The following is a 26,891-nucleotide window of genomic DNA, read 5'->3' as shown; positions in this document are numbered from 1 at the left end:
GAGCGCCCGGCGCCGATGAGCTGACCGTCGCGTTCCAACCACACCTCACAGGTGGCATCACAGGACAGGTATTGGCGCTCGGCGTCCGATAACACCGGGCCCAGGTGCAGCGCGGCGATGCGCGCCTGGGTGTCGAGATGCATCACCACGGTGGTGTGCTGCCCATGCGGGCGGCGGGCCGCCTCAGCATCCCACCCCGCCTCGACCAGACGCATAAACGCCGCGGCGGTGTTCGGCAACGGCGGCGCGTTATTCGATGCCCGTGCGTCGGTGTCGTGGTCGTGTTTCCACTCGGCGATCAGCGCATCACGATGCGACGCCAGCGCCGCGTCGAACTTCGCCGCCTCGTCGTGCGGGAGGGTGATCCGGTAGCAACTGCCCTGCTCGGTGCTGGTCGTGGTGAACGCGCGCTGGGGCTCGCGGCGCGGTTCGGGTTCGGGCCGCGGTTCCAGCTTGAGCGCGGTGCGCAGCTGATTGACCGTGGCCACCCGCGCCAACTGCACGTAATGCTCATCAGATCCCGCACCCGCGCGCGCCGCGATAACGCCCACCTGATCCAGCGACAGCCAGCCCTCCCGCATGCCCTGGGCGCAGCGCGGGAACTCCTCACGGCGGGCCGCGACAGTCGCGATCGTGTGGGCGTTTGTCGATGACGAACCCAGTTTCCAGGCCACCAATGCCGGTACCGACCGCGCCCCGGTGGCGCCCCACAGCCGGTCCCGATCGATCTCGGACACAATCTCCACGATGCGCCCATCAATCGCGTTGCGCTGACCGGCCAACTCCGCCAACTCCTCAAACAACACCTCAAGACGCTCAGCAGGACTCAACCCCGCCAAGGCAAGCGATGCGGTCGAGGACATGACCACATCCTCGCAAAGGGGTACGACAAATCCCGGCCGCCCAATCCGGGGCAGCCCGGGCGCCGGACCCGTCGCTCTAACCGATCAACACGGCGTAGCGCGGCTTGATCACCTCGTCGATGATCGCCAGGCGTTCGTCGAACGGAATGAACGCCGACTTCATCGCATTGATCGTGAAGCGCTCGAGGTCGCTCCATCCGTAGCCGAAAGCCTCGACGAGACGGTGCATTTCCAGGCTCATCGAGGTATCGCTCATCAGCCGGTTGTCGGTGTTGACGGTCACCCGGAACCGGGATCGGGCCAGCAGATCGAACGGGTGGTCCGCGATGCTCTTGGCCGCGCCGGTCTGCACGTTCGAGCTGGGACACATCTCCAGCGGAATTCGCTTGTCCCGCAGGATCGATGCCAGCCTGCCCAACCGCACGCCACCGTCGTCCAAGACGTCGATGTCGTCGACGATCCGCACCCCGTGGCCCAGCCGATCCGCCCCGCAGAACGCGATCGCTTCGTGGATGGACGGCAAGCCGAAGGCCTCACCCGCGTGAATCGTGAAGCGCGCGTTGTGATCTCGCATATACTCGAACGCGTCCAGATGTCGCGACGGCGGGTTGCCGGCCTCCGCGCCGGCGATGTCGAAGCCGACCACACCTTTGTCCCGGAAGCGGATCGCCAGCTCGGCGATCTCCCGTGACACCGCGGCGTGTCGCATGGCGGTGACCAACAGGCGCACCACGATGGGCCGGCCGGCGGCGGCGCAGGCCTTCTCGCCGTCGGCGAAACCCGCGAGCACGGCGTCGACGATCTCGTCGAAAGACAGTCCGCGGTCGATGTGCAATTCGGGCGCGAACCGCACCTCGGCGTAGACCACCGAATCGGCGGCCAGGTCCTCGACACACTCGTAGGCCACCCGATGCAGCGATTCGGACGTCTGCATGACCGCGACGGTGTGCGAGAACGGCTCCAGATAGCGCTCCAGCGAACCGCTGTGCGACCGGGTGCGAAACCAGGTGGCCAGCTCCTCGACGTCGGTGGCGGGCAGCCCGTCGTAGCCGGTCTGGCCGGCGATCTCCAGCACGGTCGACGGGCGCAGCCCACCGTCGAGGTGATCGTGCAGCAGGGCCTTCGGCGCTTTTTCGATCTGCCGCAGATCCAAAGGTGTGGTCACGTGGCGATCCGATCGATGATCAGCGGCCTTGGAACCGGCCGCGGCGCCGGCGGTGTGTCCCCGACGCTCCACGCGCCGTCCAGCTCGGCCATCGCGGCGCCGACGCGTTCCGGGGTGTCGGTGTAGAGGGTGAATAACGGCTCGCCGGCCGCCACGGGTTCGCCGGGACGGCGGTGGATTTGCACGCCGGCGCCGAATTGCACCCGCTCGCCCGGGCGGGATCTGCCCGCACCGAGCCGCCATGCCGCCAGCCCCACTGCCATCGCGTCGATATCGCCCATTGTGCCGCCCCGGGTGGCGGTCACGGTCTCGGACAGCGCACCGATCGGCAACGGTATCGACAAATCACCGCCCTGGGCCGCGACGAGCCGGCGAAATCGGTCCATCGCGGTGCCGTCGCGCAGGGTCTCCGCGGGGTCGGCGCCGTCGATCCCGGCGAGTTCGAGCATCTCGCCGGCCAGCGCCAGCGTCAGCTCGACCACGTCGGGCGGCCCGCCGCCGGCCAGGACCTCCAGGGATTCGGCGACCTCGAGCGCGTTGCCGACGGCCGCGCCGAGCGGGGTGCTCATGTCCGTCAGCAGCGCGCGGGTGGGCACCCCGTGCGCGGCGCCCAGCTCGATCATGATCTGCGCCAGCTCGCGGGAGTGCGCCTCGGACTTGAGCAACGCCCCCGCGCCGACCTTCACGTCGAGCACCAACGCGCCCGTGCCCTCGGCCAGCTTCTTGCTCATCACCGAGCTGGCGATCAGGGGCAGGGACTCGACCGTGCCGGTGACATCGCGCAGCGCGTACAGCTTGGCGTCCGCCGGCGCCAGCTCGCCCGCGGCGAAGATCGCCGCGCCCACATCGACGAGCTGTTCGCGCACCCGTCCGTTGGACAGCTGGGCGGTGAATCCGGCGATGGATTCCAGTTTGTCGAGGGTGCCGCCGGTGTGCCCGAGCCCGCGACCCGACGCCTGCGGCACCGCCGCACCGCACGCGGCGACGACGGGCAGCAGCGGCAGGGTGATCTTGTCCCCGACCCCACCGGTGGAGTGCTTGTCCACGGTGGGCAGCGGCCGCCCGTCGCGGCGCAGGTCGCTGAAGTCCAGCCGCTCCCCGGACGCCAGCATCGCCGCCGTCCACTCGGCGATCTCGCGGCGGTCCATGCCGCGCAGGACGATCGCCATCAGTAGCGCCGCCATCTGCTCGTCGGCGACGCGGCCGTCGGTGTAGGCGTCGACGACCCACGCGATGGCGGCGTCGGATAACCGGCCGCCGTCGCGCTTGGTCCTGATCACCGTCGGCGCGTCGAATCCGAAATCGGTCAAGAACGTTCCCGGGGGACCTCGGCGCCGAACGCGTCGGGCAGCAGCTCGCCGAGCCGGCGGGGCCCCGCCGGATGGTCGATGAGCAACCCGGGACCGCCGTGCTCCAGCAGCACCTGACGGCATCGCCCGCACGGCATCAGCGCGGATCCCCGCCCGTCCACGCATGCCAGCGCGATCAGCCGGCCCCCGCCGGTGGAATGTAGGGCGCACACCACACCGCACTCCGCACAGAGACCAAGGCCATATGAGACGTTCTCCACATTGCAGCCGGTGACCACGCGGCCGTCGTCGACCAGTGCCGCGGCACCCACCGGGAATCGCGAGTACGGCGCATAGGCTCCCGCAGCCGCCTGGATCGCGTTGTCCCGCAGCATATTCCAATCGAGATCTGGCATTTCGCAACCCCCGTTCACCGATGGGCTGACTTGTTGGGCCGGTTCAAGCAGCCACCCTAACTCCGATGCGACACGGCGTCTTGGCCGGACCGATCTCCTACCGCGGCCCGTCGTTGCGGGGTTAAGGTCGGTTGCCCGGCTTGTTGACGAAGGCGGTGAGAACTTCAGTGAGTACACAGGCGACAACCGCGGATCCGGCCGTACCGGCGTCGACGCCCTCGCGCAAGCGGCGGCCGCCGCGAACGCTGTATCGGGGGGATCCCGGCATGTGGTCGTGGGTGCTGCATCGCATCACCGGTGCCACGATCTTCTTCTTCTTGTTCGTGCACGTCTTGGACACCGCCCTGGTCCGGGTCAGCCCGCAGGCCTACAACGAGGTGATCGCGACCTACAAGACCCCGATCGTGGGCCTGATGGAATTCGGCCTGGTCGCCGCGGTGGCGTTCCACGGCCTGAACGGGATCCGGGTGATCCTGATCGACTTCTGGTCGCAGGGCCCCCGCTACCAGCGGCTGATGTTCTGGATCGTCTGCATCGTCTTCCTGCTGCTCATGGTTCCGGTGGGGGTGGCGCTGGGCATCCACATGTGGGAGCACTTCCGATGAGCAGCCCCGACCTTCAGCTCGGCCGGGGCGAGCAAGCGCCGGTACACCAGCGCAGCCACGACCGTCCGGCGAGCCTGGACAATCCGCGCTCGCCGCGGCGCCGCGCCGGCATACCCAACTTCGAGAAGTTCGCGTGGCTGTTCATGCGGTTCTCCGGCGTCGCGCTGGTATTCCTGGCCATCGGGCACCTGTTCATCATGCTGATGTGGGACAACGGGGTGTACCGCATCGACTTCAACTACGTGGCCCAGCGGTGGGCGTCGCCGTTCTGGCAGTTCTGGGACCTGGCCCTGCTTTGGCTGGCGCAGCTGCACGGTGGCAACGGCCTGCGCACCATCATCGACGACTACAGCCGCACGGATCGCACCCGATTCTGGCTCAACAGCCTGCTGCTGCTGTCGATGGGATTCACGTTGGTGCTGGGTACCTACGTGCTGATGACATTCGACCCGAATATCGGAGGCTGACCGGTGATCCAGCAACACCGATACGACGTGGTGATCGTCGGCGCGGGCGGTGCGGGAATGCGGGCGGCCGTCGAGGCCGGACCCCGCGTGCGCACCGCGGTGCTCACCAAGCTCTACCCCACTCGCAGCCACACCGGGGCCGCCCAGGGCGGCATGTGCGCCGCGTTGGCCAACGTCGAGGACGACAACTGGGAATGGCACACCTTCGACACGGTCAAGGGTGGCGACTACCTCGCCGACCAGGACGCCGTGGAGATCATGTGCAAGGAGGCCATCGACGCGGTGCTCGACCTGGAGAAGATGGGGATGCCGTTCAACCGGACCCCCGAGGGCCGCATCGACCAGCGCCGCTTCGGTGGGCACACCCGCGACCACGGCAAGGCGCCGGTGCGCCGGGCCTGCTACGCCGCCGACCGCACCGGCCACATGATCCTGCAGACGCTCTACCAAAACTGCGTCAAGCACGACGTGGAGTTTTTCAACGAGTTCTACGCGCTCGACCTGGCTTTGACGCAGACCCCGAGCGGTCCGGTGGCCACCGGGGTCATCGCCTACGAGCTGGCGACCGGCAACATCCACGTCTTCCACGCGAAGGCCGTTGTGATCGCCACCGGCGGTTCGGGCCGGATGTACAAGACCACCTCCAACGCGCACACGCTGACCGGCGACGGCATCGGCATCGTCTTCCGCAAGGGACTTCCGTTGGAGGACATGGAGTTTCACCAGTTCCACCCGACCGGGCTCGCCGGCCTGGGGATCCTGATCTCCGAAGCGGTGCGCGGCGAGGGCGGCCGGCTGCTCAACGGCGAGGGCGAGCGCTTCATGGAGCGCTACGCCCCGACGATCGTCGACCTGGCGCCCCGCGACATCGTCGCCCGCTCCATGGTGTTGGAGGTGCTGGAGGGCCGCGGCGCCGGGCCGCACAAGGACTACGTCTACATCGACGTGCGCCACCTCGGTGAGGAGGTGCTCGAGGCCAAGCTGCCCGACATCACCGAGTTCGCCCGCACCTACCTGGGTGTGGACCCGGTGCACGAGCTGGTCCCGGTCTACCCGACCTGTCACTACTTGATGGGCGGCATCCCGACGACCGTCACCGGACAGGTGTTGCGGGACAACACTTCCACCGTCCCGGGCCTGTACGCGGCCGGCGAGTGCGCGTGTGTGTCGGTGCACGGCGCCAACCGGCTGGGCACCAATTCGCTGCTGGACATCAACGTCTTCGGCCGCCGGGCCGGCATCGCGGCGGCTTCGTATGCGCGGGGGCACGACTTCGTCGACATGCCGCCTGAGCCGGAGGGGATGGTCGTCGGCTGGGTGGCCGACATCCTCTCCGAGCACGGCAACGAGCGCGTCGCCGACATCCGCGGCGCCCTGCAGCAGACGATGGACAACAACGCCGCGGTGTTCCGCACCGAGGAGACGCTCAAGCAGGCGCTGACCGACATCCACGCATTGAAAGAGCGCTACTCCCGAATCACCGTGCACGACAAGGGCAAGCGCTACAACAGCGACCTGTTGGAGGCCATCGAGCTGGGCTTCCTGCTGGAGCTGGCCGAAGTCACCGTCGTCGGCGCCCTGAATCGCAAGGAGTCCCGCGGCGGGCATGCCCGCGAGGACTACCCGAACCGCGACGACGTCAACTACATGCGCCACACGATGGCCTACAAGCAGGGCAGCGAGCTACTGAGCGACATCGCGCTGGACTTCAAGCCCGTGGTGCAGACCCGCTACGAACCCAAGGAACGGAAGTACTGATGACTTCGGAACCAGGAGAGGCGTCGGACGCCGAGACTTTGGACCCGCCACTGCCGCCGGTTCCGGAGGGCGCGGTGCTGGTGACCGTCAAAATCGCCCGGTTCAACCCCGACCAGCCCGATGCCTTCGCGAAAACCGGTGGGTGGCAAAGCTTTCGGGTGCCCTGCCTGCCCAGTGACCGGCTGCTCAACCTGCTCATCTACATCAAGAGTTACCTCGACGGGACACTGACCTTTCGGCGATCCTGCGCGCACGGGGTGTGCGGGTCGGACGCCATGCGCATCAACGGCGTCAATCGGCTGGCCTGCAAGGTGCTGATGCGCGATCTGTTGCCGAAGAAGCCGGGCAAGTCTTTGACCATCACGGTCGAACCCATCCGCGGGCTGCCGGTGGAGAAGGACCTCGTCGTCGACATGGAGCCGTTCTTCGACGCCTACCGCGCGGTGAAGCCGTACCTGATCACCACCGGCAATCCGCCGACGCGGGAAAGAATCCAGAGCCCGACCGACCGCGCCCGCTACGACGACACCACCAAGTGCATCCTGTGCGCGTGCTGCACCACCAGCTGCCCGATCTTCTGGCACGAGGGCAGCTACTACGGCCCGGCCGCGATCGTCAACGCGCACCGCTTCATCTTCGACAGCCGCGACGAGGCCGCCGCCGAGCGCCTCGACATCCTCAACGAGGTCGACGGCGTGTGGCGCTGCCGCACCACGTTCAACTGCACCGAATCCTGCCCGCGCGGCATCGAGGTGACGAAGGCGATCCAGGAGGTCAAGCGCGCGCTGATGTTCACCCGCTGATACCTGCACGGGTCAACAAAGCTCGTGGTGATTACTTTGGTTGCCCCCCAACCGTTTAGCCTGATACATCGCGGCATCGGAGGCCGTGATCAGCTCCTCGAGAACTGATTGCGGTTCGTTTGCGGCGTCCTCGAGGCGGGCGCACGCGGTGCCAACGCTGGCGGTGACTCCCGCGGCCGAGATCGCGATGGCCCGGCACGCGCGCGCGGCCAACGACTCGGCGTTGCAGGTCGAAGACGTGCCGGCGACGAGAAATTCCTCACCACCGCTTCGGGCCACCACCGCCTGATTGTCGGCGGCGGCCAACAGCGCCCGCGCGACCTGGACCAGTGCGCGATCGCCCGCCGCGTGGCCACACCTGTCATTGACGGCTTTGAAGTTGTCGAGATCGATCAACATGACCACGAGGTGGGAGTCGATGCCGCGTCGGGCCAAGATCATTCCCAGCGCCTCGTGCTGAAATGCGCGCCGATTGAGCAGGCCCGTCAACGGATCGCGGTCGGCAGTCAGCAAATCTCCCGCCAAAGCGCGCACCAGGATCCGAATGGCGAGAGGTAGGGCGATGTTGACCTCGATCACCAGCCACAGGTCCACCCCCGCCAGGCTGGGGTGTCCAGATCTCGCCAACGACACCGCCTCCCAGGAGCCGACGGCAGCGGCAACCGCGAAGTTGTACAGCACCAATCCCGTGGTGTGAAAGAACGCCATGTAGGCGCCGAAGGTCGCGAATGCTATGCACCCGATCAGCGCGGCGAGCGGGTTCGGGTGTGCCAGGCACGCCAAGGCGACGGCGGTGTTGCACGTGATGGCGAATGCGATCGACTGCCTGCGCGTCGGCCACCGCCAAACCCACAGCAACACGCCCGCTACCCCGCCGCCGACGGCGACCCATGTCATCGCCACCGGCACAGGTCCGCGGGGACCGTCCGAACTGCCCAGCAGGGCGAGCAGGCACAACACCATCGACGTCGCGATGAACGCCATCAGGGCCCGAGTGGCGCCGCCGATGCCCCGCGACGCGAGGTAGCCGGACAGCCAGTCGTACTGGTCGGCCCGCCGGCTAAACAGCGCAGTCATCGTTGACTCCCAATCGCCACCACTGGCCATCGATGCCGAGAGGCTAGCCGCATGCTACGGCCGTCTCGCGGCCCGCGAGGCAGAAGGCCCGAAGTCGCCCCTCGCGCTGACCGCGCTCGTCACACATTGTCGACCTGTCTCGTCTGAGGGGTATGACACAGAAAACGCGCATCGAGCCCCTGCCCCCCAAGCGCGCCGGGCTGCTGACCCGCGCCATGTACCGGGTCGCCAAGCGGCGCTACGGCCAAGTTCCCGAACCGTTCGCCGTGTCCGCGCATCATCGCAAACTGATGATCGCCGGCGCCGTCCACGAGACCATGGTCGACCGGGCGTCGAAGACGCTTCCGGTCAGCGTGCGTGAGCTCGCGGTGTTGTGGACCGCGCGCGCGATCGGCTGCTCCTGGTGCGTCGACTTCGGGTCGATGCTGCAGCGCCTGGACGGCCTGGACATGGAGCGGCTCAAGGACATCGACAACTACGCCACCTCACCGGCATTCACCGACGACGAGCGCGCCGCCATCGCCTACGCCGACGCGATGACCACCGACCCGCACACCGTCACCGACGAACAGGTCGCCGACCTGCGGACCCGTTTCGGCGACGCGGGAGTGTTCGAGCTGACCTATCAGATCGGGCTCGAGAACATGCGGGCGCGGGTGAATTCCGCCCTGGGCATCACCGAGCAGGGCTTCAATTCCGGTGACGCCTGCCGTGTTCCGTGGGCGGAGGAAAACCAGGCCGCGCGCTGATTGCCCGGACACGTATCGGATCGGTGACCTCAGCTGGTCGAACTCAGACCCCGTCGAAAGGGGGAGACGATTTCCCCCACCAAATCCGGCTTTCACCCGATAGACCGACCAACATCATGGCAGAACACTGGTCAGTGAGCGGAGCCAAGCACCCCCGCCATCCGTGTTGAACCGACTTGGGAGAACCGAAATGAACTGCACCGCAACCCCGATGGGCAATACCGGGCAGGCCAGGCGCAAAACGCGCCGGACCGCGCGGTCATGGGCCGCGGCGACTGCGGCATGGATGCTAGCGCTTGCGGCGGCCGCGGCGGTCTGGCTGCCCATCGTGATGCCGGCGGCCGCCAAGGCCGACACCTGCGGCAGCGTCGGCGGCCGCCACTGGTCGGTCAGCGGGTGCCCAGCCCCACCGGCCTACGATCCGCCGCCGCCAACGGATTACACCCCTAACGCGACCGTCTGCGCCCAGGGTGGACGGTGGTTCAGTTGGAGCGCCTGCAAGTAGCACGACGCCAATGCATCGAGGGTCGTTGCATTTCGCGGCTTGGCAAATGAACATCGTTAATCAATGAGTACGTCGGATCTCGACCGAGTGCGCCGGACGCACCGGCTTCGATCGCTGCGCGCAGGGTATGGGCTTCGTGTCGGCGTGGTAGCCATCATGGTCGGTGCGATGCTGGTGAGCACCGATCCCGGCAAATGGGTCAACGAGGGCGTCCTGGTCGCCCTGTACGCCGCGATCGCGGTGACCGCGGCCGTCGTGGTGCTTTCTCCCCCAAGCCATCTGGTCACCGGCGACTGGTTCGTGGTGATCCTCACGCTCGTCGACATCGCGGCGGTGTGGTGCTTCAAGCTGATGTCGCCGGGTGGATACCTGCCCTTGCTACTGATGGCCCTGCTGCCCATGTTGGTAGCGACTGGAGTGTCGTGGCGGCCGACGGCGGTGGTGCTGGGGACGATCTACATCGCGTTCGCGATAGTCCTATTGCAAGACCCGGTGATTCAGCCACGCATCGGGTGGCCCGAAACGACGCTGCTGCTGGCCATGTATGCATTCGTCTGTTCCGCGAGGTTGGTGGTGGCCGTTCTTCGGGCGAGGTACGAGGACGAAGTCGCCACGGTAACCGCGTCACGCGAGGAATTGCTCGCGGATACGATGACCTCTTCGGAGGCGCAGCGCCGCCAGATCGCCGAAGCCATCCACGACGGTCCGCTGCAGGATGTGCTCGCCGCCCGTCGCGACATCTCTGACCTGCGCAAGACGACACCCGCGGTGCAGCTCGACCGCGCGGTGGCCAGCCTGCAGGAGGCGTCGCGGCGCCTGCGGGAGGCCACGTTCGAGCTGCACCCGGAGGTCCTCGACGAGGTGGGGCTTGGCGCCGCGGTGCACAAGCTGGCCTCGCTGACCGCGGAGCGATCGGGTATCGCCATCGCAACCGATATCGAGTATCCCGGCACCAACGCGATCGACCCGATGATATTTGGGGTGACTCGCGAGTTGCTGTCCAACGTGGTCCGTCATTCCCGTGCCAGCCGGGCCTCCGTGAAACTGGCGGTGGTCGACGACGCGTGCTGTCTCGACGTGGCGGACAACGGGATTGGGATCAGGCGCGACGCCGCGGCGCGCCGCCTCGCGGAGGGGCACATCGGCTTGGCGTCGCACCGGGCGCGGGTAGAGGCCGCCGGTGGCAGCATGCGTATCGTCGACGAACCCGCCGGAGCGCACATCCGCATCGAAGTCCCGCTGCGGGTGTAGGTAGAGCGCCCCGGTCACTCCACCAATCGACGCCGCATCGCCTCGGCCACCGCGGCGCCACGGTCGGAGACCTTCAGCTTCTCGTAGAGGTTCTGCACATGCGACTTGACCGTGCTGGGCGCCAGATGCAGCCGCGACGCGATCTGAGGAACCGACAACCCGTCGGCCATCATGCGGACCACCTCCTGTTCGCGCGTCGTCAACAGCGCGGACTCGCCTTTAGCCCGCTGCTGGAGTTCACCTGCCAGTGCACCGGACAGGTGGGTAGGTAGGTAACCGTCGCCGGCCGCGCATTTGAGGACCGCGGTGATGATCTCGTCGCTGTCGGACTCTTTGGTCAGGTAGCCTTTGGCGCCTTCGGCCAGGGCTTTGTACACAACCGAACTGTCGTCGAAGGCACTGAGCAGCACGATGCGGGTGGGCAGCGCGTCCCGGGTGACGGCGTGGACGACGTCAAGTCCGTTGAGTTCGGGCATCTTGTAGTCGAGCAGCGCCACCGCCGGCCGCAGCTCGCGAATCGCCTCCAGCGCGGCTCTGCCGTCGGCCACTTCGGCGACAACCTCTACTCTTCCGCTTGAATTCAGCGCTCGTACTACGCCTTGTCTGGTCACCGGGTGGTCGTCGGCTACGACTACTTTGATCCGTTTTGAGGGGTAGCTCATGGGATGCTCCCGAAATGTCGCGCTGGTCCCACCGGGCACCGCTATGTGGTCTTTGTATTCTTGCTCCCCGCGGGGGGCAGTGTGGTCACTTTCTCCCGCGCTCCAATCACTTCCACGCGATGCAGATCCGGCCCCAGCTCGATGCGCCCACTGAACTGTGACCGCGCCCGTCCCCGCCAGTCATCCTCCTGACCGGGCGCCACCGCCGGCACACAGTGCGTCAGGACCAGAGTATCGACGCCGGCCCGCTCTGCGGTGCAGGCGGCCTCTTCGACCGATGAGTGATAGTCGCAGATGTCGCGGATCCGCTGCATCGGCAGCGCCTCGATGAGGTCTTTGCGGATCACGGTGTGTACCAGTGCATCAGCGCCTGCGGCCAGCTCGTCGAGGCTGGCGCACGGCACCGTGTCGCCGGCCAAGACGACCGACGCCGAATCGTGGTGTAACCGAAAGCCGATGGTGGGATCCACCGGCCGGTGATCCGTCGGGGCGGCCTCGATGCGCACGTCGCCGGCGTCCCACACGATGCCCTCGGTGAATTCGCGGACGTCGACGGCGGGAGGACCGTTCAGGTCGGCGTGGTGCGCAATCCGATAACCGATGTCGGCGCCGAACGCGCCGAGCGTCGCTTCGACCGCGGCAGCGGTCCCGGGCGGACCGATGATCGGCAAGGGTGCCGGTTCGGGCGTGAAGGTGCTCACCCACCGGGTGATCAGCACGTCGCCGAGGTCGGCGATATGGTCGCTGTGCAGGTGGGTGAGGAGCAGGGCGGTCAGCGCGTTGGCGCCGACGCCGATCGCGGCGGCACGCTGCAACACACCCCTGCCGCAGTCGATCAGAAACGTCTGACCACCCGCACGTACCAGGGTCGCGGGCCCGGCCCGCAGCGGATCGGGTATCGGGCTGCCCGTTCCAAGGAGAATGATTTCGATCACGCCCTAGATATGCCACAACGCGATTGCCTACGCAACGACGTGATTCGGGGGTCACTCGGCATGGTCGCCGGCACCGCACGGGATCCGGACGCGGGTGTGAGCGGCGTCTAAGTTACTCTGCCGCAACATGTTTCGTGCTTCCCAGGCGGTGGCGCCGTTGATCTCTGCGGCCGCTGCGGGCGGTGTGGCTCTCCCCCATTAGGGGGAGAAAGGTTCCTCCACCGAATCCGGCGTTTAGCGGAGCCGTGGCTTCTGACGGCAGGCGTCGGTGCCCCAGCGGGCCTCGCCGACCGCTGCGATGTGCGAGCTGGCCCCAGGCGTCATGTCGCCAGACGCCGCCTTGATCGTGCGGACGCGTCGCTACCGGCGGCCACAACACGCGCTAGCGGCACACACAGCGCGGCGCCGGCGAAGCCAACGACGAGGATGGAGACCGCCACCATCGGCGGACCGCCATGACCCAGTCCGTATGCCACCAGGAGGGGCGCGGCGATCGCCGCCAGCGCCAGGGCCATTCCCCACACCCCGTGGTAGCGCCCGCGATGCTCGGCCGGGGCGATCCGGTGGACGACGCCGGCGGCCACCACAAACCAGGCGATCTCACCGGGGGCACACGCCGCCACCGCCAGGCTGAAGCTAAGTGTGGAATCCGCTACGGCGGCGGTCGCCAACCACCCGGTGGTCCATGCCGCGGCCGCGGCCAGAATGTCCATTCTTGGAAGTGTCGCAACTTGTCGGCTCAGCCACGGAGTGAGTAATGGCGTAAGCGCCATGACGGTCGACGCATTGGCCAGCTGCGTCCAGCCGTACGCACCGGCACCCAGGCCATGACGCGACATCAACATCGGCAGGGCGGCGAAGAAACCGATGGACGCCGTCAATGTGGCGGCGCTGCTGACCAACAGCAGCATCAATCGGCGGTCCGAAAAAGCCCGACGGTAACCGGTTTTAGTAATCGACGGTGGGCGGCGCACATCGGGCGGCATGCCGCTCAACGCGATCGCCGCGAAAAGCGCGAACGCTACGGCGTTGATCCAATACAGAGCGGGTACGCCGATCGCGTCTGCGAGCAGACCGCCGATGCCGCCGCTGATCGCAGCGCCGGCGTTCGTTGTCCAACCCAGCCGCCAAGCGTCGACTTTCGCCCGCTTCCGAGGATCGGGAATTAGCTCGTTGATCGCTGCACTGAGCACCGGTCGCGGCGCGTCGAAGACCACCCCGACCAGCGCGGCCCCAACTACCAATGCCCCAGCCGTTTTCGCACCGGCCAGCAGCGCCGATGCCAGCCCCGCTAGCAGCATCATGGCCGCCAGCGTGGATCGTCTTCCCAGCCGGTCAATCAGCCACCCGCAGAGCAGCTGGCCCATCACCCACCCGACTCCGAACACCGCCAAAATCGTGCCCACGGTTCCGGGCGCGTGCCCCGGCTCGGCAACGTGATATGCCAGGAACGGATAGGCGAATCCCGCGGCGCGCACGAGCAAGTTGCCGGCCAGGAGGACCCAGATCACCGGCGGATACTCGTAGCGCCCCGGGGTATCACGCCTAGCGGCGGGGGATGCCGTCATCATTTCGTCCTTCACCAAAGGGCCACGCTCATGTCGGTAACCGACGGGCTTCGGTCACGAACGTAAGTCGCGCAAAGCGAAGCGCTAATCCGCCGATCGGCCCTCAACCGCGGTGAACCGCGCTCCTGCGATTGAGCGTGTCTCCCCCGATTGGGGGAGAGCGTTTCATCCCCTGACTCCGCCAGGCACCCGACAGACACTCGGCGATCACCACGAAATAGTGGTGGTGACCCGAGCGAGTCACGCTCGGCAGACGAATGCCAGCGAAGCCGGAGCATCCATGAGCAATCCCAACGCCCCGATGCGGGCCCTGGTAACGGGCAGTTCCGGTCACCTCGGCGAAGCGCTTGTGCGCACCCTGCGTGCCCGCGGCGCCGACACCGTCGGGCTCGACGCACGGCCGTCGAAGTGGACCAATGTTGTTGGCTCCATAACTGATCCAGGGCTGACACGCGAGCTAATGGCCGACGTGGATGTGGTGTTCCACACCGCCACGCTGCACAAGCCACAGCTGGCATTCGTGCCGCGCCAGGAATTCTTGAACACCAATATCGGTGGCACGCAGACCCTTCTGGATGCGGCGGTGGGGGTCGGCGTTCGCGCGTTCGTGATGACATCGTCAACGACGGTGTTCGGTGACGCGCTCGTGCCGTCGCCGGGGCGGCCCGCCGCGTGGATCGACGAATCCGTGACGCCGATTCCCAAGAACATCTACGGCGTTACCAAGGCCGCCGCCGAGGACCTCTGCCAGTTGGCGCACCGCAACGACGGCCTGCCCTGCGTAGTGCTGCGCACCGCGCGATTCTTCGCCGACGGCGACGATATGCCAGACGTTCATGACGGGCGCAGCGACGATAACGTGAAGGCCAACGAATACGCGTCACGCCGGGTCGCGCTCGAAGATGCCGTCGACGCGCACCTGAAAGCGGCACAGCAGGCGCCGCGTCTGGGGTTTGCGCGCTACGTCATCGCGGCCACAACACCGTTCACGCGTGATGACATGGCCGAGTTGCGAACCGACGCGGAGTCGGTATTCGCGCGCCGCTCGCCGGTGACCGCGGCCGCTTGGAGAGAACGAGGCTGGCGGTTCCCCCACCGCCTGGACCGTGTGTACGTCAACGCCAGAGCGCGCCATGAGCTGGGCTGGCACCCGCGGTTCGATCTGGACGCGATCGCAGCCAGAGTCGCACGCGGCGACTCCGTGCGCACGCCGTTATCACAACTCGTCGGGGTAAAGGAGTACCCGAGCAGTTCGTACCACTTGGGAGTGTTCCATCCAACGAGCGGTCAGCACCGTGTTCGGGTGTGTCGCGATCAGCTTGCTAATGCCAAGTGCCACAACCACTCACATGCCATCCCGGCCCTCGCCGGCTGATTTATCAGCTGCTGTGTCGGCTGATTTGCCCTACCGTCAACGGCGCACGCGCTGATGCCGCGCGTGGATCAACGCGACCTCGTGATCTAGTAAGTTGCCGCGGCGCGTCTCGGTGGTCGTACCCGCATGAGGCTCGCTGATGCCCCGAAGTCTCATGCAGTCGTGAGTGGCGGTGATGAGACACATTGCACCCGAAGGGTGTAGCCGGTCGGCGATGGCGTCGACCACCTGGCAACCGATCCGTTCCTGGACCTGTAGCCTCCGCGCATAGCCGTGTACCAGCCGTGCCAGCTTCGACAGCCCTACGATTCGCTGACCGGGCCCGGGTCGGTACGCGACGGTGGCGTGCCCGGTGAACGGCAGCAGATGGTGAGCGCACGTGGACATCAACGTAATCCCCTCCACGATCACCAGCCCGGGTTCCTGCGGCGCCGGAAACACGCGGCCGAGGTGGTCGGCGGGATCCTCGCGATAGCCGGCGAGCATGTCTCGCCACGCCCGCGCCACGCGGCCGGGAGTATCGGCGGTGTGATCGTGCTCATCGACGTCCATCGCTACCAGGAGCGCCTTCACAGCGACCTCAGCGTCGGCGAGATCCATAGCTCGCTTCCTTTCGTCAGGCGGAGACGGCGTTTTTGCGACAGCCGGACGTTGCGGTCTCCCACACCTCGATGTAGGAAAGTCCGGGAATGCGCAGCCGCTGCCAGATCCAGCAGGCGACGTTCTCGCACGTCGGATTCTCAATGAAGTGATTCAGCGCACTGTGGTCGAGCTCATCTAGCACGGGCTTGATCGCGCACTTGATCTCGGCGAAGTCAACGACAAAACCGGTGTGCGAGTTGGGGATTCCCTTGACGCCCACAACCACTTTGTAGCTATGACCGTGAAGGAAACCGCATTGGTGGCCTGCTGCAACGTTCGGCAGAAAATGCGCGGCCTCGAAAGTGAAAACTTTGAACACCTCGATCGCACTGCTCGTAGGGACTTGCCCATCCGCCAACGTCGGATGTACTGCGCTGGCACGGACTGATGGGTTATTTCCCATTTGGCTTGACGGATGAGCTATGTCCGCAAGGGACGACGTCTTTGGCATACCGAGAACGTAAGGCCCGCTTCCGGTCTGGACAATCCAACCGTTGCGGGTTTGGGCGGTGGAAGGCGGCTCCTGCGATCGGTGGAGCGCACAGCTTTTTGTTAGCCGGCGGCCGGCGTGCGAATGACCACCGTGGGGCGGAACCCATATTTTGGAACGACGTTGCCGTTGCCGTTGGCGTTCGCCGCCAGGCCCGTTATCGGCATTGCGGGCACGCCCGGGGGCCCGCTACTCGGAGGTGCGGTGAAGGGGGTGCTGCCCAAAGCCAAGGCCATAGGGCTTGTCGCAGACGACGTGGTCCAGCTCGGCGGCACCGAGAGCGGGCCAATCGATGTCGCCCGACCCAGACCCGCCGACGCCGCACCCGCGCCGACCCCCAGACCCGCCGATCCCGCAACGCCCGCGACGGAAGGCAGGCCTCCCGGAGCTGCGGTAGCCGGGGCACCCGCGACCGGCGCCGGGCCGTTCGCGAGCCCGCCCATGGTGCCGATTGTCGCCATGCATGAGCTCAGAACCGACGAAGCCGATGCGGCAACCACACCGATGTTGGCCACGATGTCGACAAGGTAGTAAAGGGGGTGATTCGTCGGGTCGGGCGACGCGAGCCGCTGAAGCGCGTGCGGGACCGCAGAGATTACTCGCGAGGCCTTCGACATGACCGTCTGCGCGCGGGTTCCCGCCAGCGGGCCCGTGGGGTGGGTGACCGGCGGCGGCGGGGTGAACGGTGTCAACGTCGCGGCTGCTGCCGACGCGGCGGCGTAGCCATACATGGCAGCGGCGTCCTGGGCCCACATCTCGGCATAGAGCGCCTCGGTGGCCGCGATCGCAGGGGTGTTCTGCCCGACGACGTTGGTAGCAATCAGCGCCATCAGCGCGGCCCGGTTGGCCGCGATCACGGATGGAGGAACCGTCATCGCGAACGCTGCCTCATACGCGCCGGCGGCGGCCTGGGCCTGGGTGCCCGCTTGCGCCGCCTGGGCGGCGGTGGCACTCATCCACGCGAAGTAGTGTGTGGCCGCCGATGCCATCGATACCGACGCGGAGCCTTGCCACGGCCCGCCGGTCAGTCCGGAGATGACCGAGGCATACGACGCTGCCGTCTCATGCAAGTCGGCGGCCAATCCATGCCAGGCGGCCGCGGCCGCCAGCATCGGACCCAGCCCCGGCCCGGCATACATCCTGGCGGAGTTAATTTCCGGCGGTAGTGCTGCGAAATCCATCGCTCGACCGTCTTGCCGGTGTAATGCGAACCACATAGCTACGGTGCCCAGCCGATTTCGACATTCGTATCGGCTGACTGGGCAGAACCCAGTACGGGTCCCTGCCCCCCAATCGACGGATCCCGTACCGCGGGCCGGCGCTAAAGTGGCGGCATGCGCGTCTGGGATGTGCAGCCGGGGCGGCTCATTGCGGGCGGCGGATTCTCCGACCTCGCCGTCCACCACCACCCCGCAGTTCAGGTCACAGTCGGTGCGCAGGGTCCCGTTATGGTCACGCGCGACGGCGCTGCGCAGGACGTGTGCCGGCTGGTAGTCGTCGCCAGCGGAGCACGCCACGCCGTGCGGTCGGATTCGGGATCCGGGGCGTTGACGCTGTATTTCGGGTTGCAGACACCGCAGGGCTTCGCGCTGAACACGCTGGGTCACAGCCGCGGCCGGCACGGAGTCTGGATCGTGGACGACGGGCAACGACTGGCCGAGGCGGCCGCGGCGTCACTGGCCACCGACGGCCCACGCGCCGCGGCGGACTTACTCGTCGACGAGCTGTGCGGGACACACGACCGGCGCCCGGGCGAACCGCCGTCCGTTCACCCACAGCTGCGGCGGGCGATGGACGTCGTGTCGAGCCAGGTTCCCGCCCACGTCGACGTGGCCTCGGTCGCGAATGCCGTTGCGCTGTCGCCCGATTACCTCGGGCGGCTATGCCGACAACAGACCGGCGTCTCGTTGTCGGCCACGATCCGTTGGCAGCGGCTGGTGACCGCCGTCGGCCACCTCCTCGACGGGCACTCCGTGACCGATGCCGCCCACCTGGCCGGATTCGCCGACGGCTCGCACGCCAACAAGGTGTGCTGGGAGATGACCGGCGCAGCCCCGCGCTCCTTCGCGCAAGCGGTTCGCGAGATCTGACGGATCCATACAAGCGCCCCGTTCGCCGCTGACCCACGCTTGGGACATGGCGAACGGACAAATCCCATGACAGCACCGTTAGGTACCCAGACGAAGGCCGCCGTCATCCGGGCCCTCTTCGCGTTGCCCAGACCGGTCCGACGGTTGTTGGCCGGCCCTCCGGTCCGCATCGACGGGCAGGAACTCACCCTCGACGCGCAATTGGTGATCCGGCTCAAAAACCTCTCGGGCTCCGACGTTTTCACCGACCCCGTCGACAACGCCCGCGCGCGCTATGACCAACTCTCGCGAATCATGCCGTACGAATCGCCGGTCCCCATCGCGACGCGGGAAATCACCATCCCCGCCGAGCACGGCGGCGTCCCGGCCACCCTGTACACGCCCGCGGACGTGCCCGAGCCGTCGGGGCTGCTGGTGTATTTCCACGGCGGCGGCTTCTCCGTCGGCTCACGCCTGAGCCACGACCCCGTCGCCCGGTACCTCGCGAGCCACGCCGGCGTGCGCGTGCTGTCGGTCGAGTACCGGCGGGCGCCCGAGCACCGGTTCCCCGCGGCCGTCGACGACGCCGTCGCCGCATTCGCGCACGCGCACCGCCACGCCACCGATCTGGGCGCGGACCCCGGCCGCATCGCGGTCGGCGGCGACAGCGCCGGAGGCAATCTCGCGGCTGTCACCGCGCAGCAGGCGGTGCGGCGGGGCGGTCCGGTGCCGGCGTTTCAGCTGCTGATGTATCCGCCGACAGACCTCAGCACGCGCCGTCCGTCGCGCGACCTGTTCGCCCGGGGCTCCACCTTCAGCGACGCGAACCTCGAGTGGGCGCTGGCGAACTACATACCGCCGGGAACCGATCGCGCCGATCCGCGACTGTCACCGCTGCACGGCGACGTCACCGGCTTGCCGCCCGCCTATGTCGCCAGCGCCGGTTTCGATCCGATCCGCGACGAGGGCGAGGCATACGCGAAAACGCTGCGCGCCAACGGAATCCCGGTCGCATTCACACGTCAGGCTGACCTGCCCCACGCATACCTCAACTTCGTCAGCCTCGGCGGCCGGTTCGCCGAGGCGGCCAGCGAGGCAGCGGGTGCGCTGCGGGTCGGGCTGGAAACGATGCGCGCTGATCAAGCCTCGGGCGCGGGTGCGATCTCGATGTAGGTGGTCGGGATGTCGAACGCGGCGCTGCCCTTGTCCAGACTGCGCTCGAACAACTTCATCGGCAGGCTCCAGTTTGCCGCGATCACCTTGTCCGCGTGCTGATGTTCGGACTCGGGCAGAATCCTGGCCACCCCGGCCACAGCTTGCCCTCTCGGCTTGCCGCGAAGGCTGCTCGGCACCACCACGACGCGCGGATTGTTCTTGATCCGCTTGACCTTTCCGGTGGAGCCATCCGTGCGCACGTAGATCTTCCCGCCGGCGACACCGTGATTGATCGGGCTCGGCATCGCCTCGCCGGAACGCTTGAACGTCACCAACAGGATCTGCCGCGTCTTCTCGAAACCGCTGAAGTCCGTACCTTGCGGGGTCCTGGCGCCGACGTCAAAGGCGCCGCGGTGCCGCATCTTATCCATGGCGCGGAACATCAACTTGCCCATCGCTTCGGCGACGCTGCCGGCCATGTACTCTCTCCAATCCCCTCTTGACTCGATTGACTTACGGCCGCTCACGCCGCAGCGGAGAACCGGTGAACTTGTCGGGGTTGGCGATATCCCATAGGGCGCAAACCTTTCCGTCGCGCACCGTCATCGCCATCACCCGCGGACACATCTCGCGGTACCCGTCGCTGGCGGGGAAGCCGGCCGTGTAGATGCCCAGCTCGCCGTTGACCAGCCCCAGCTGATAGGCCGTGTAAAAATCGGGGCCGTAGCGGCGGGCCAGGCCGAGCATGAACCGGACCACCTTCTCCGGTCCGTGGATGACGTGAACTGCGGTGGGCGCCTTGCCATTCGAATCGCCGGTGAACGTCACGTCCGGATGCAACAGCGCCACCACGGCCTCCACATCGCCGGCGGACATTGCGGCCATCAGCTGGCCAACCACCTCGTTGTGCGACGGGTCGGGCTCCGGGGGCGGTTCGGCGGCCACGGCCTTGCGGGCCCGCGAAGCCAGCTGACGGGCGGCGGCCTCGTTGATCCCCAACACCTCGGCCACTTCCGCGAAGGGCATGCCGAACCCGTCGTGCAACACGAACGCGACCCGCTGATCGGGAGTGAGCCGTTCGAGCACCACCATCGCCGCGAACCGGGCGTCCTCGGCGGCCACGACCGCGGCCAGCGGATCGGGCTCGTCAAAACCCGTGACCACCGGCTCGGGCAGCCAATTGCCGGTGTAGGTTTCGCGGCGATGCGCGGCGGAGCGCAACCGGTCCAGCCCGAGCCGGCTCACCACGGTGGTCAGCCACGCGCGCAGGTCGGTGATCGCGCCCGCGGTCTCCGCGGAATCCCAGCGCAACCAGGCGTCCTGGACGATGTCCTCCGCGTCGGCCACCGTTCCCGTCAGCCGGTAGGCGACCGACAGGAGATGCGGCCGCAGCTCTTCGAACTCGCTGACCTGCTGCGCTGCGGTCATATCGCGAGCCTAGCGTTACGCTCGCGGCGATGACCGAACACCTCTGGCTGCATTTCACCCGGCACGGCCCCAACTTCACGCCGCCGATCATCACCCGCGGCGAGGGCGTGACCATCTTCGACGACCGCGGCAAGAGCTACCTCGACGCGCTGTCCGGTCTGTTCACCGTGCAGGTCGGCCACGGCCGCGCTGAACTCGCCGAGGTCGCCGCCCGGCAGGCCAGCACCCTGGCGTTCTTCCCGCTGTGGGGCTATGCCACCCCGCCCGCAATCGAGCTCGCCGAACGCCTCGCGCGCTACGCGCCGGGCGACCTCAACCGGGTGTTCTTCACCACCGGGGGCACCGAGGCCGTCGAGACCGCGTGGAAAGTGGCCAAGCAGTACTTCAAACTCACCGGCAAACCCGGGAAACACAAGGTGATTTCGCGGTCGGTCGCCTACCACGGCACCACCCAGGGCGCGCTGGCGATCACCGGGCTGCCGTTGTACAAGGCGCCATTCGAGCCGGTGACGCCGGGCGGTTTCCGCGTGCCCAACACCAACTTCTACCGCGCACCCGAACCGTTCGACACCGACCCGAAAGCCTTCGGGCAGTGGGCCGCCGACCGGATCGCCGAGGCCATCGAGTTCGAGGGCCCGCAGACCGTCGCGGCGGTGTTCCTGGAACCCGTGCAGAACGCCGGCGGCTCCATCCCGCCGCCCCCGGGTTATTTCGAACGGGTCCGCGAGATCTGCAATGAGTACGACGTGCTGCTGGTCTCCGACGAGGTGATCTGTGCGTTCGGCCGGATCGGCTCGATGTTCGCCTGCGACGACTTCGGTTACGTGCCCGACATGATCACCTGCGCCAAGGGCATGACGTCGGGCTACTCACCGATTGGCGCGATGATCGCCAGCGAGAAGTTGTTCGAGCCCTTCGACGACGGCAAGACGATGTTTCCGCACGGCTACACGTTCGGCGGGCATCCGGTGTCGGCCGCGGTGGCGCTGGCCAACCTCGACATCTTCGAGCGGGAGGGTCTCAACGACCACGTCAAGACGCACGCGCCGGCATTTCGCGCCACCCTGGAGAAGTTGTACGACCTGCCCATCGTGGGCGATGTGCGCGGCGACGGATACTTCTACGGCGTCGAACTGGTCAAGGATCAGGCGACCAAGCAGACCTTCAGCGACGACGAACGCCGAGCGCTGCTGGGCCGCGTCTCGGCGGCGCTGTTCGAGGCCGGGCTGTATTGCCGCACCGACGACCGCGGCGATTCCGTCATCCAGCTGGCCCCACCGCTGATCAGCGGCCAGGCTGAGTTCGACACGATCGAATCCATCCTGCGCACCGTGCTCCGCGAGGTGGAGTCGGCCTGAATTGCCGTAGATTGAACGCCGGCAAACATAACGATTAGCTGAAATACAAGTCGCGCTTGCCCGTCGCAGGTGTACGTTCTGCGCGATGGGCGCTCTCAGCCGGCCCCCCAAAGCGCCGTTCATGCCGCGGATGATCACCCGCTTTGCGGTGCCGATCGTCCTGTTATGGCTAGGGCTCACAGCCATTCTCAATATTGCCGTCCCACAGCTGGAAGTCGTCGGAAAAGCACGCTCCGTATCGCTGAGCCCGAAGGACGCGCCCGCGGTTCAGGCGATCAAGCATGTGGGTCAGGTATTCGGCGAGTTTGATTCCAACAGCCGGGTGACGATTGTGCTGGAAGGCGACAAGCCACTCGACGACACTGCGCACCGGTTCTACGACGACCTGATGCGCAAGCTTTCGGCGGACACCCGTCACGTCGCGCACATCCAGGACTTCTGGAGTGATCCCCTGACGGCGGGCGGATCGCAAAGCGCGGACGACAAGGCCGCGTACGTCGTGGTGTACCTCGTCGGCAACAACGAAACGCAGGCGTACAACTCCGTTCACGCCGTCCGGCATATCGTGAATGGCACCCCGGCGCCGCGCGGGGTCAAGGCCTACGTCACCGGCCCGTACGCGCTGATCGCCGATCAGACGGAGGCTGGTGACAGGAGCGTCGCCAAGGTCACGCTGATCACCGCCTCGGTGATCGCGGTGATGTTGCTCTTCATCTACCGGTCCGTGGTCACCATGGTTCTCGTCCTGGTCATGGTCGTGGTCGACCTGGGGGCAATCCGCGGGACCGTCGCGTTTCTGGCTTACCACAACGTTTTCGGTCTTTCGACGTTCGCAACCAACTTGCTCACCCTGTTGGCCATTGCCGCCAGCACGGACTACACGATCTTCATGCTGGGCCGCTACCACGAGGCGCGCTATGCAGGCGAGGACCGAAAAACGGCCTTTTACACGATGTTTCGCGGGACCGCCCATGTGATTTTGGGCTCGGGGTTGACCATCGCCGGCGCCATGTATTGCCTGAGCCTTGCCCGGCTTCCGTATTTCAAGACGCTCGGCGCTCCGTGTGCCATCGGCATGTTGATTGCGGTCCTCGCCGCACTCACGCTCGGGCCGGCGGTGCTGGCCGTTGGCAGCATCTTCAAGCTCTTCGATCCCAAGCGAAGGCTCAACACCCGGCGCTGGCGCCGAGTGGGCACCGCAATCGTCCGCTGGCCCGGCCCAGTACTCGTGACGACATGTCTGGTTGCGTCTATTGGCCTGCTCGCGTTGCCGACTTACAAGGCGACTTACGACCTACGCAAATTCATGTCTCCTAGCATGCCGTCCAATGTCGGGGATGCGGCCGCGGGTCGACACTTTTCGCAGGCGCGGCTCAACCCCGAGGTGCTGTTGCTCGAATCCGATCACGACATGCGCGATCCGGTGGACACGCTGGTGTTGGACAAGGTAGCGAAGGCGATCTTTCACAGCCCCGGCGTCGCGCAGGTGAAATCGATAACCCGGCCGCTGGGAACGTCCATCAAGCACACGTCGATTCCGTTCATCATCAGCATGCAAGGCGTAGTGAACGCCGAAAACATGGGTTTCATGAAGGATCGATTGAACGACATGCTGATCCAGGTACACGCGATGGATGTGTCGATCGAAGCGATGCAGCGCATGTATCAGCTCATGGGCGGAGTTGTCGACGACACCGTCGACATGGATCACCTCACCCACGACATGTCGGACACCACCGACTTGATAAGGGATCACCTTGCGGATCTCTCGGATTTCCTTCGCCCGATCGGTAGCTATTTCTACTGGGAGAAACATTGTTTCGATATCCCGGTCTGCTGGGCGATTCGATCGGTATTCGACACGTTCGACAATGTCGACCAGCTCAGCGAGAAGCTGCGCTTTCTCACCAAGGATCTGGACGTTCTCATCCGGCTCTTGCCGGATATGCGAGCGCAGATGCTGCCGATGCTATCGACGATGAAAATCATGCGGGACATGATGCTGGTCTGGCACAGCACACTTGCGTCTCTCGACAACGAGCAGGAGATGAATAGCAAAGACCCCGGCGCCATGGGGCGAGCCTTCGACGCCGCCCAGGTCGACGATTCGTTCTATCTGCCCCAATCCGCCTTTGACAACGCGGATTTCAGGCGCGGCCTCAAGATGTTCTTGTCGCCCGATGGCAAGGCGGCCCGCTTCATCATTGCCCTCGAGGGGGAGCCCGACACGCCTGAGGGCATTTCCCGTGTCGAGCCGATCCAGCAGGCGGCAAGAGAAGCCATCAAGGGAACTCCGCTGCAGGGCGCCGTGATCTCGATGGGCGGCGTCGCCGCGACGTTCAAAGACCTACAAGAGGGCGCCACCTACGATCTGCTGATCGCCGGAGTGGCTGCGATCAGCCTCATCGTGATCATCATGATGATCGTCACCCGAAGCGTGGTTGCCGCCGCGGTCATCGTGGGCACGGTGCTGCTCTCGCTGGGCTCCTCGTTCGGCCTATCGGTGCTCGTCTGGCAGGACTTGCTCGGCATCGATCTGTATTGGCTCGTGTTGGCGATGTCGGTGATGCTGCTCTTGGCGGTGGGATCGGATTACAACCTGTTGCTGGTCTCCCGGCTCAAAGAGGAAATCGGTGCCGGTCTGAATACGGGGATCATCCGCGCGATGGCGGGCACCGGAGGGGTGGTGACGGCCGCCGGCATGGTCTTCGCCGTCACCATGTCGCTCTTTATCTTCAGCGACTTGCGGATCATCGGACAGATCGGCACCACCATCGGGCTGGGCTTGCTCTTCGACACGCTGATCGTGCGCTCGTTCATGACGCCGTCCATCGCCGCGCTGCTCGGGCGCTGGTTCTGGTGGCCCCAACGGGTGCGCCCGCGCCCCGCCAGCCACATGCTTCGGCCGTCTGGACCGCGTCGCGTGGTGCGCGCCCTGTTGCAGACGCCCACCGAAAAGCCGGCGCAGCCGACCCGGCGCTAGGCCGGCTCCGCGGCGACGCGCGGCTGCGACGCGGGTGCGCCCAGTGCCGCGACGGCGGCGGCGACGGCCAGGATCAGCACGACGGCGACCGGCCAGATCGTGGCGTGGTTTTGTGCGATGCCGCCGAGGGCGCCTCCCAGGGCCGTGGTTTCGATGGCGAGCAGCATCGAGCAAAACCCGATCAGTATCCCGCGGTGGGGTTCGGCGGCGACCACGCCGATCCACGAAATCGCCGCGGCGAAGACGGCCAGGGCGGCCACCGTCGCCAGCAGGAACACGCTGCCGTAGGCCCAGATGTGAACCCACTGGCCGCGCGCCTCTGCCGCGATGGACAGCACGCCGGCGGCGGCGCTGAGCAGGGCACTGCCCAGCAGCATGCCGCGAACGCCGAACAGTTGGTAGACCTTGCGCCACAGCGCGGAACCGATGACCAGTGCGACGCTGGACAGGGCCACCAACACACGCAGCGTGCCGCTCTCGTGCGCGGTACGCAGGGCGTAGAAGGTGGTGCCCAGCGAGAGCGGGGCGAACAACAGGCACGTGATCACGTATCGGCGAAACCAGGGCTGGGTGCGGGCGACCCCGAAGCCCTGCCGGCAGGTGTCGCGGACGGAGATCCTCGGGGCGGTCGACGTGGACCTCGCCGGGCCGACGAACAGGGCCGCGAATCCGGCGGCGGCCAGGCCGAATGCGCCCAGGCACAGCAGATCGCGGTGCAACGTCGCCTTGTCACCGGTGGCGAACCCGGGCACCAGGAACAGTGCGGCAACGGTGGCCACCACCGACGCGATGGCCCCCTGGACCATCAGCAGCCTCAGCGCGGACAGCTTGCTGGGCGGCATGTCCGGGTAGGCGACATTGGATACCGCGACGAGGACTCCGCCCCCGGCGCTCATCAGCAGAAATACCGCCCCGGCGAGCACGCCACTCCAACGGATCACAGCCCCACACAAGATCAGCGCGGCCGCACTCGCCGCCATCGCCGCCAGCAGCAGGTGCCGCACCTGGCCCACTCGCCGCAGGACCGCGGGAGACACCGAGTTCCCCACGATGGAGCCAAGCCCGTACGCCGGAAACAGCAGCGCGGCCAGCCAGGTGAGCCCCAGGTGTGCGCAGATGAACGGCAACACCACCGCGCCGTTGCTGAACTGCATCCCGGCGGTGTAGAACGCGCCCTGGGATGGCAGGCGCGGGAACGGGTTCGTGTGTACGGAAACCCCGTCCAGCGATCCGGCCATGACACCGACACTATGGGCGCTGAGCAGGCAGAACTATCCT

Annotated in this window: 25 protein-coding genes and 1 pseudogene; 12 read left to right on the top strand and 14 right to left on the bottom strand. The window is 66.6% G+C overall.

Annotated elements, in window-relative coordinates:
• From A5747_RS03270 to A5747_RS03255, 4 genes are all read right to left on the bottom strand, one after another.
• The coding region (locus A5747_RS03270; RefSeq protein WP_083700071.1) for a DUF222 domain-containing protein at window positions 1-863 on the bottom strand (863 nt) is incomplete at its 3' end.
• 76 nt (window positions 864-939) lie between these two features.
• On the bottom strand, window positions 940-2,028 hold the full coding sequence (locus A5747_RS03265) for an adenosine deaminase (RefSeq protein ID WP_076122233.1): 1,089 nt from the start codon (window positions 2,026-2,028) through the stop codon (window positions 940-942).
• Complete coding sequence (locus A5747_RS03260) at window positions 2,025-3,338, bottom strand: thymidine phosphorylase (protein ID WP_076122232.1); 1,314 nt, start codon at window positions 3,336-3,338, stop codon at window positions 2,025-2,027. The genes A5747_RS03265 and A5747_RS03260 overlap by 4 nt, the downstream gene beginning before the upstream one ends.
• Window positions 3,335-3,733, bottom strand: a complete 399-nt coding sequence (locus A5747_RS03255) for a cytidine deaminase (RefSeq protein ID WP_076122231.1) — start codon at window positions 3,731-3,733, stop codon at window positions 3,335-3,337. The genes A5747_RS03260 and A5747_RS03255 overlap by 4 nt, the downstream gene beginning before the upstream one ends.
• 266 nt (window positions 3,734-3,999) lie before the next feature.
• Between A5747_RS03255 and sdhC the strand changes: the two genes are divergently transcribed.
• The 4 genes from sdhC to A5747_RS03235 are packed head-to-tail and all read left to right on the top strand — an operon-like array spanning window position 4,000 to window position 7,366.
• A complete protein-coding gene (sdhC, locus tag A5747_RS03250; protein ID WP_233147930.1) occupies window positions 4,000-4,338 on the top strand; it encodes a succinate dehydrogenase, cytochrome b556 subunit in 339 nt (112 codons plus the stop codon).
• Window positions 4,335-4,805, top strand: a complete 471-nt coding sequence (locus A5747_RS03245; RefSeq protein WP_076122230.1) for a succinate dehydrogenase hydrophobic membrane anchor subunit — start codon at window positions 4,335-4,337, stop codon at window positions 4,803-4,805. The genes sdhC and A5747_RS03245 overlap by 4 nt, the downstream gene beginning before the upstream one ends.
• A 3-nt stretch (window positions 4,806-4,808) precedes the next feature.
• Window positions 4,809-6,563: a succinate dehydrogenase flavoprotein subunit gene (gene sdhA, locus A5747_RS03240; protein WP_076122229.1), complete on the top strand. Its 1,755-nt coding sequence runs from the start codon at window positions 4,809-4,811 to the stop codon at window positions 6,561-6,563.
• Window positions 6,563-7,366 carry a succinate dehydrogenase iron-sulfur subunit gene (locus tag A5747_RS03235; protein ID WP_076122228.1) on the top strand — a complete coding sequence of 268 codons (804 nt, stop codon included), beginning with the start codon at window positions 6,563-6,565 and terminating at the stop codon, window positions 7,364-7,366. Before sdhA ends, A5747_RS03235 begins: the two co-directional genes overlap by 1 nt.
• Before the next feature lie 12 nt (window positions 7,367-7,378).
• On the opposite strand, the gene A5747_RS03230 is transcribed toward A5747_RS03235, so the two are convergent.
• On the bottom strand, window positions 7,379-8,443 hold the full coding sequence (locus tag A5747_RS03230) for a diguanylate cyclase (RefSeq protein ID WP_076122227.1): 1,065 nt from the start codon (window positions 8,441-8,443) through the stop codon (window positions 7,379-7,381).
• 140 nt (window positions 8,444-8,583) lie between these two features.
• Between A5747_RS03230 and A5747_RS03225 the strand changes: the two are divergent.
• From A5747_RS03225 to A5747_RS03215, 3 genes and pseudogenes are all read left to right on the top strand, one after another.
• Window positions 8,584-9,192 (top strand): annotated as a pseudogene (locus A5747_RS03225) (carboxymuconolactone decarboxylase family protein); the annotation flags it as partial.
• 190 nt (window positions 9,193-9,382) lie between these two features.
• Window positions 9,383-9,697, top strand: a complete 315-nt coding sequence (locus A5747_RS03220; protein ID WP_076122225.1) for a hypothetical protein — start codon at window positions 9,383-9,385, stop codon at window positions 9,695-9,697.
• A gap of 63 nt (window positions 9,698-9,760) precedes the next feature.
• Window positions 9,761-10,948 (top strand): sensor histidine kinase, encoded by a 1,188-nt coding sequence (locus A5747_RS03215; RefSeq protein ID WP_076122224.1) that lies wholly within the window; start codon window positions 9,761-9,763, stop codon window positions 10,946-10,948.
• Between the two features lie 14 nt (window positions 10,949-10,962).
• On the opposite strand, the gene A5747_RS03210 is transcribed toward A5747_RS03215, so the two are convergent.
• The 3 genes from A5747_RS03210 to A5747_RS03200 form a co-directional block, all read right to left on the bottom strand.
• Window positions 10,963-11,610, bottom strand: a complete 648-nt coding sequence (locus tag A5747_RS03210; RefSeq protein ID WP_076122223.1) for a response regulator transcription factor — start codon at window positions 11,608-11,610, stop codon at window positions 10,963-10,965.
• A 41-nt stretch (window positions 11,611-11,651) separates the two neighbouring features.
• Window positions 11,652-12,545 carry a ribonuclease Z gene (locus A5747_RS03205; protein WP_076122222.1) on the bottom strand — a complete coding sequence of 298 codons (894 nt, stop codon included), beginning with the start codon at window positions 12,543-12,545 and terminating at the stop codon, window positions 11,652-11,654.
• 320 nt (window positions 12,546-12,865) lie between these two features.
• Window positions 12,866-14,113 (bottom strand): MFS transporter, encoded by a 1,248-nt coding sequence (locus A5747_RS03200; RefSeq protein ID WP_233147929.1) that lies wholly within the window; start codon window positions 14,111-14,113, stop codon window positions 12,866-12,868.
• A 301-nt stretch (window positions 14,114-14,414) separates the two neighbouring features.
• Here A5747_RS03200 and A5747_RS03195 point away from each other — a divergent pair, with 301 nt between their 5' ends.
• Entirely contained in the window at window positions 14,415-15,488 is a 1,074-nt protein-coding gene (locus A5747_RS03195; RefSeq protein ID WP_083700068.1) for an NAD(P)-dependent oxidoreductase, read from the top strand.
• 36 nt (window positions 15,489-15,524) lie between these two features.
• On the opposite strand, the gene folE is transcribed toward A5747_RS03195, so the two are convergent.
• The 3 genes from folE to A5747_RS03180 form a co-directional block, all read right to left on the bottom strand.
• A complete protein-coding gene (gene folE / locus A5747_RS03190) occupies window positions 15,525-16,088 on the bottom strand; it encodes a GTP cyclohydrolase I (RefSeq protein WP_076122221.1) in 564 nt (187 codons plus the stop codon).
• Between the two features lie 16 nt (window positions 16,089-16,104).
• The gene (queD, locus tag A5747_RS03185) at window positions 16,105-16,581 is read right to left on the bottom strand and encodes a 6-carboxytetrahydropterin synthase QueD (protein ID WP_255376688.1); all 477 of its coding nucleotides are present in this window, start codon (window positions 16,579-16,581) and stop codon (window positions 16,105-16,107) included.
• Window positions 16,582-16,682: 101 nt separating this feature from the next.
• The gene (locus tag A5747_RS03180) at window positions 16,683-17,801 is read right to left on the bottom strand and encodes a PPE family protein (RefSeq protein ID WP_076122220.1); all 1,119 of its coding nucleotides are present in this window, start codon (window positions 17,799-17,801) and stop codon (window positions 16,683-16,685) included.
• Window positions 17,802-17,954: 153 nt separating this feature from the next.
• Between A5747_RS03180 and A5747_RS03175 the strand changes: the two genes are divergently transcribed.
• Both A5747_RS03175 and A5747_RS03170 read left to right on the top strand, forming a co-directional pair.
• Window positions 17,955-18,710, top strand: a complete 756-nt coding sequence (locus tag A5747_RS03175; RefSeq protein ID WP_083700063.1) for a helix-turn-helix transcriptional regulator — start codon at window positions 17,955-17,957, stop codon at window positions 18,708-18,710.
• Between the two features lie 66 nt (window positions 18,711-18,776).
• A complete protein-coding gene (locus A5747_RS03170) occupies window positions 18,777-19,862 on the top strand; it encodes an alpha/beta hydrolase (protein WP_076122218.1) in 1,086 nt (361 codons plus the stop codon).
• On the opposite strand, the gene A5747_RS03165 is transcribed toward A5747_RS03170, so the two are convergent.
• Entirely contained in the window at window positions 19,829-20,323 is a 495-nt protein-coding gene (locus tag A5747_RS03165; protein ID WP_076122217.1) for a PPOX class F420-dependent oxidoreductase, read from the bottom strand. The genes A5747_RS03170 and A5747_RS03165 overlap by 34 nt on opposite strands.
• Before the next feature lie 34 nt (window positions 20,324-20,357).
• Entirely contained in the window at window positions 20,358-21,272 is a 915-nt protein-coding gene (locus A5747_RS03160) for a sigma-70 family RNA polymerase sigma factor (RefSeq protein WP_076122216.1), read from the bottom strand.
• Window positions 21,273-21,301: 29 nt separating this feature from the next.
• On the opposite strand from A5747_RS03160, the gene A5747_RS03155 reads away from it, so the two are divergent.
• Together A5747_RS03155 and A5747_RS03150 are read left to right on the top strand one after the other, a co-directional pair.
• On the top strand, window positions 21,302-22,630 hold the full coding sequence (locus A5747_RS03155) for an aspartate aminotransferase family protein (RefSeq protein WP_076122215.1): 1,329 nt from the start codon (window positions 21,302-21,304) through the stop codon (window positions 22,628-22,630).
• Window positions 22,631-22,715: 85 nt separating this feature from the next.
• Window positions 22,716-25,613: an RND family transporter gene (locus A5747_RS03150; RefSeq protein WP_076122214.1), complete on the top strand. Its 2,898-nt coding sequence runs from the start codon at window positions 22,716-22,718 to the stop codon at window positions 25,611-25,613.
• Here the strand turns inward: A5747_RS03150 and A5747_RS03145 are convergent.
• Complete coding sequence (locus tag A5747_RS03145) at window positions 25,610-26,851, bottom strand: hypothetical protein (protein WP_076122213.1); 1,242 nt, start codon at window positions 26,849-26,851, stop codon at window positions 25,610-25,612. The two genes, A5747_RS03150 and A5747_RS03145, sit on opposite strands and share 4 nt — an antisense overlap.
• Window positions 26,852-26,891 lie beyond the last annotated feature (40 nt).

It is taken from the genome of Mycobacterium sp. IS-836 (assembly GCF_001954275.1).
Classification (GTDB): Bacteria; Actinomycetota; Actinomycetes; order Mycobacteriales; family Mycobacteriaceae; genus Mycobacterium.
This window is presented reverse-complemented; position numbering and strand designations above follow the sequence as displayed.

What these genes read in the sequence shown, in the direction of transcription:
- A5747_RS03255 (WP_076122231.1), bottom strand. Translation starts at nt 3,733, where the DNA reads ATGCCAGATCTCGATTGGAATATGCTGCGGGACAACGCGATCCAGGCG.
- sdhC (WP_233147930.1), top strand. Translation starts at nt 4,000, where the DNA reads ATGTGGTCGTGGGTGCTGCATCGCATCACCGGTGCCACGATCTTCTTC.
- A5747_RS03245 (WP_076122230.1), top strand. Translation starts at nt 4,335, where the DNA reads ATGAGCAGCCCCGACCTTCAGCTCGGCCGGGGCGAGCAAGCGCCGGTA.
- A5747_RS03235 (WP_076122228.1), top strand. Translation starts at nt 6,563, where the DNA reads ATGACTTCGGAACCAGGAGAGGCGTCGGACGCCGAGACTTTGGACCCG.
- A5747_RS03230 (WP_076122227.1), bottom strand. Translation starts at nt 8,443, where the DNA reads ATGACTGCGCTGTTTAGCCGGCGGGCCGACCAGTACGACTGGCTGTCC.
- A5747_RS03220 (WP_076122225.1), top strand. Translation starts at nt 9,383, where the DNA reads ATGAACTGCACCGCAACCCCGATGGGCAATACCGGGCAGGCCAGGCGC.
- A5747_RS03215 (WP_076122224.1), top strand. Translation starts at nt 9,761, where the DNA reads ATGAGTACGTCGGATCTCGACCGAGTGCGCCGGACGCACCGGCTTCGA.
- A5747_RS03210 (WP_076122223.1), bottom strand. Translation starts at nt 11,610, where the DNA reads ATGAGCTACCCCTCAAAACGGATCAAAGTAGTCGTAGCCGACGACCAC.
- A5747_RS03200 (WP_233147929.1), bottom strand. Translation starts at nt 14,113, where the DNA reads ATGACGGCATCCCCCGCCGCTAGGCGTGATACCCCGGGGCGCTACGAG.
- A5747_RS03195 (WP_083700068.1), top strand. Translation starts at nt 14,415, where the DNA reads ATGCGGGCCCTGGTAACGGGCAGTTCCGGTCACCTCGGCGAAGCGCTT.
- folE (WP_076122221.1), bottom strand. Translation starts at nt 16,088, where the DNA reads ATGGATCTCGCCGACGCTGAGGTCGCTGTGAAGGCGCTCCTGGTAGCG.
- queD (WP_255376688.1), bottom strand. Translation starts at nt 16,581, where the DNA reads ATGCCAAAGACGTCGTCCCTTGCGGACATAGCTCATCCGTCAAGCCAA.
- A5747_RS03180 (WP_076122220.1), bottom strand. Translation starts at nt 17,801, where the DNA reads ATGGATTTCGCAGCACTACCGCCGGAAATTAACTCCGCCAGGATGTAT.
- A5747_RS03175 (WP_083700063.1), top strand. Translation starts at nt 17,955, where the DNA reads ATGCGCGTCTGGGATGTGCAGCCGGGGCGGCTCATTGCGGGCGGCGGA.
- A5747_RS03170 (WP_076122218.1), top strand. Translation starts at nt 18,777, where the DNA reads ATGACAGCACCGTTAGGTACCCAGACGAAGGCCGCCGTCATCCGGGCC.
- A5747_RS03165 (WP_076122217.1), bottom strand. Translation starts at nt 20,323, where the DNA reads ATGGCCGGCAGCGTCGCCGAAGCGATGGGCAAGTTGATGTTCCGCGCC.
- A5747_RS03160 (WP_076122216.1), bottom strand. Translation starts at nt 21,272, where the DNA reads ATGACCGCAGCGCAGCAGGTCAGCGAGTTCGAAGAGCTGCGGCCGCAT.
- A5747_RS03155 (WP_076122215.1), top strand. Translation starts at nt 21,302, where the DNA reads ATGACCGAACACCTCTGGCTGCATTTCACCCGGCACGGCCCCAACTTC.
- A5747_RS03150 (WP_076122214.1), top strand. Translation starts at nt 22,716, where the DNA reads ATGGGCGCTCTCAGCCGGCCCCCCAAAGCGCCGTTCATGCCGCGGATG.
- A5747_RS03145 (WP_076122213.1), bottom strand. Translation starts at nt 26,851, where the DNA reads ATGGCCGGATCGCTGGACGGGGTTTCCGTACACACGAACCCGTTCCCG.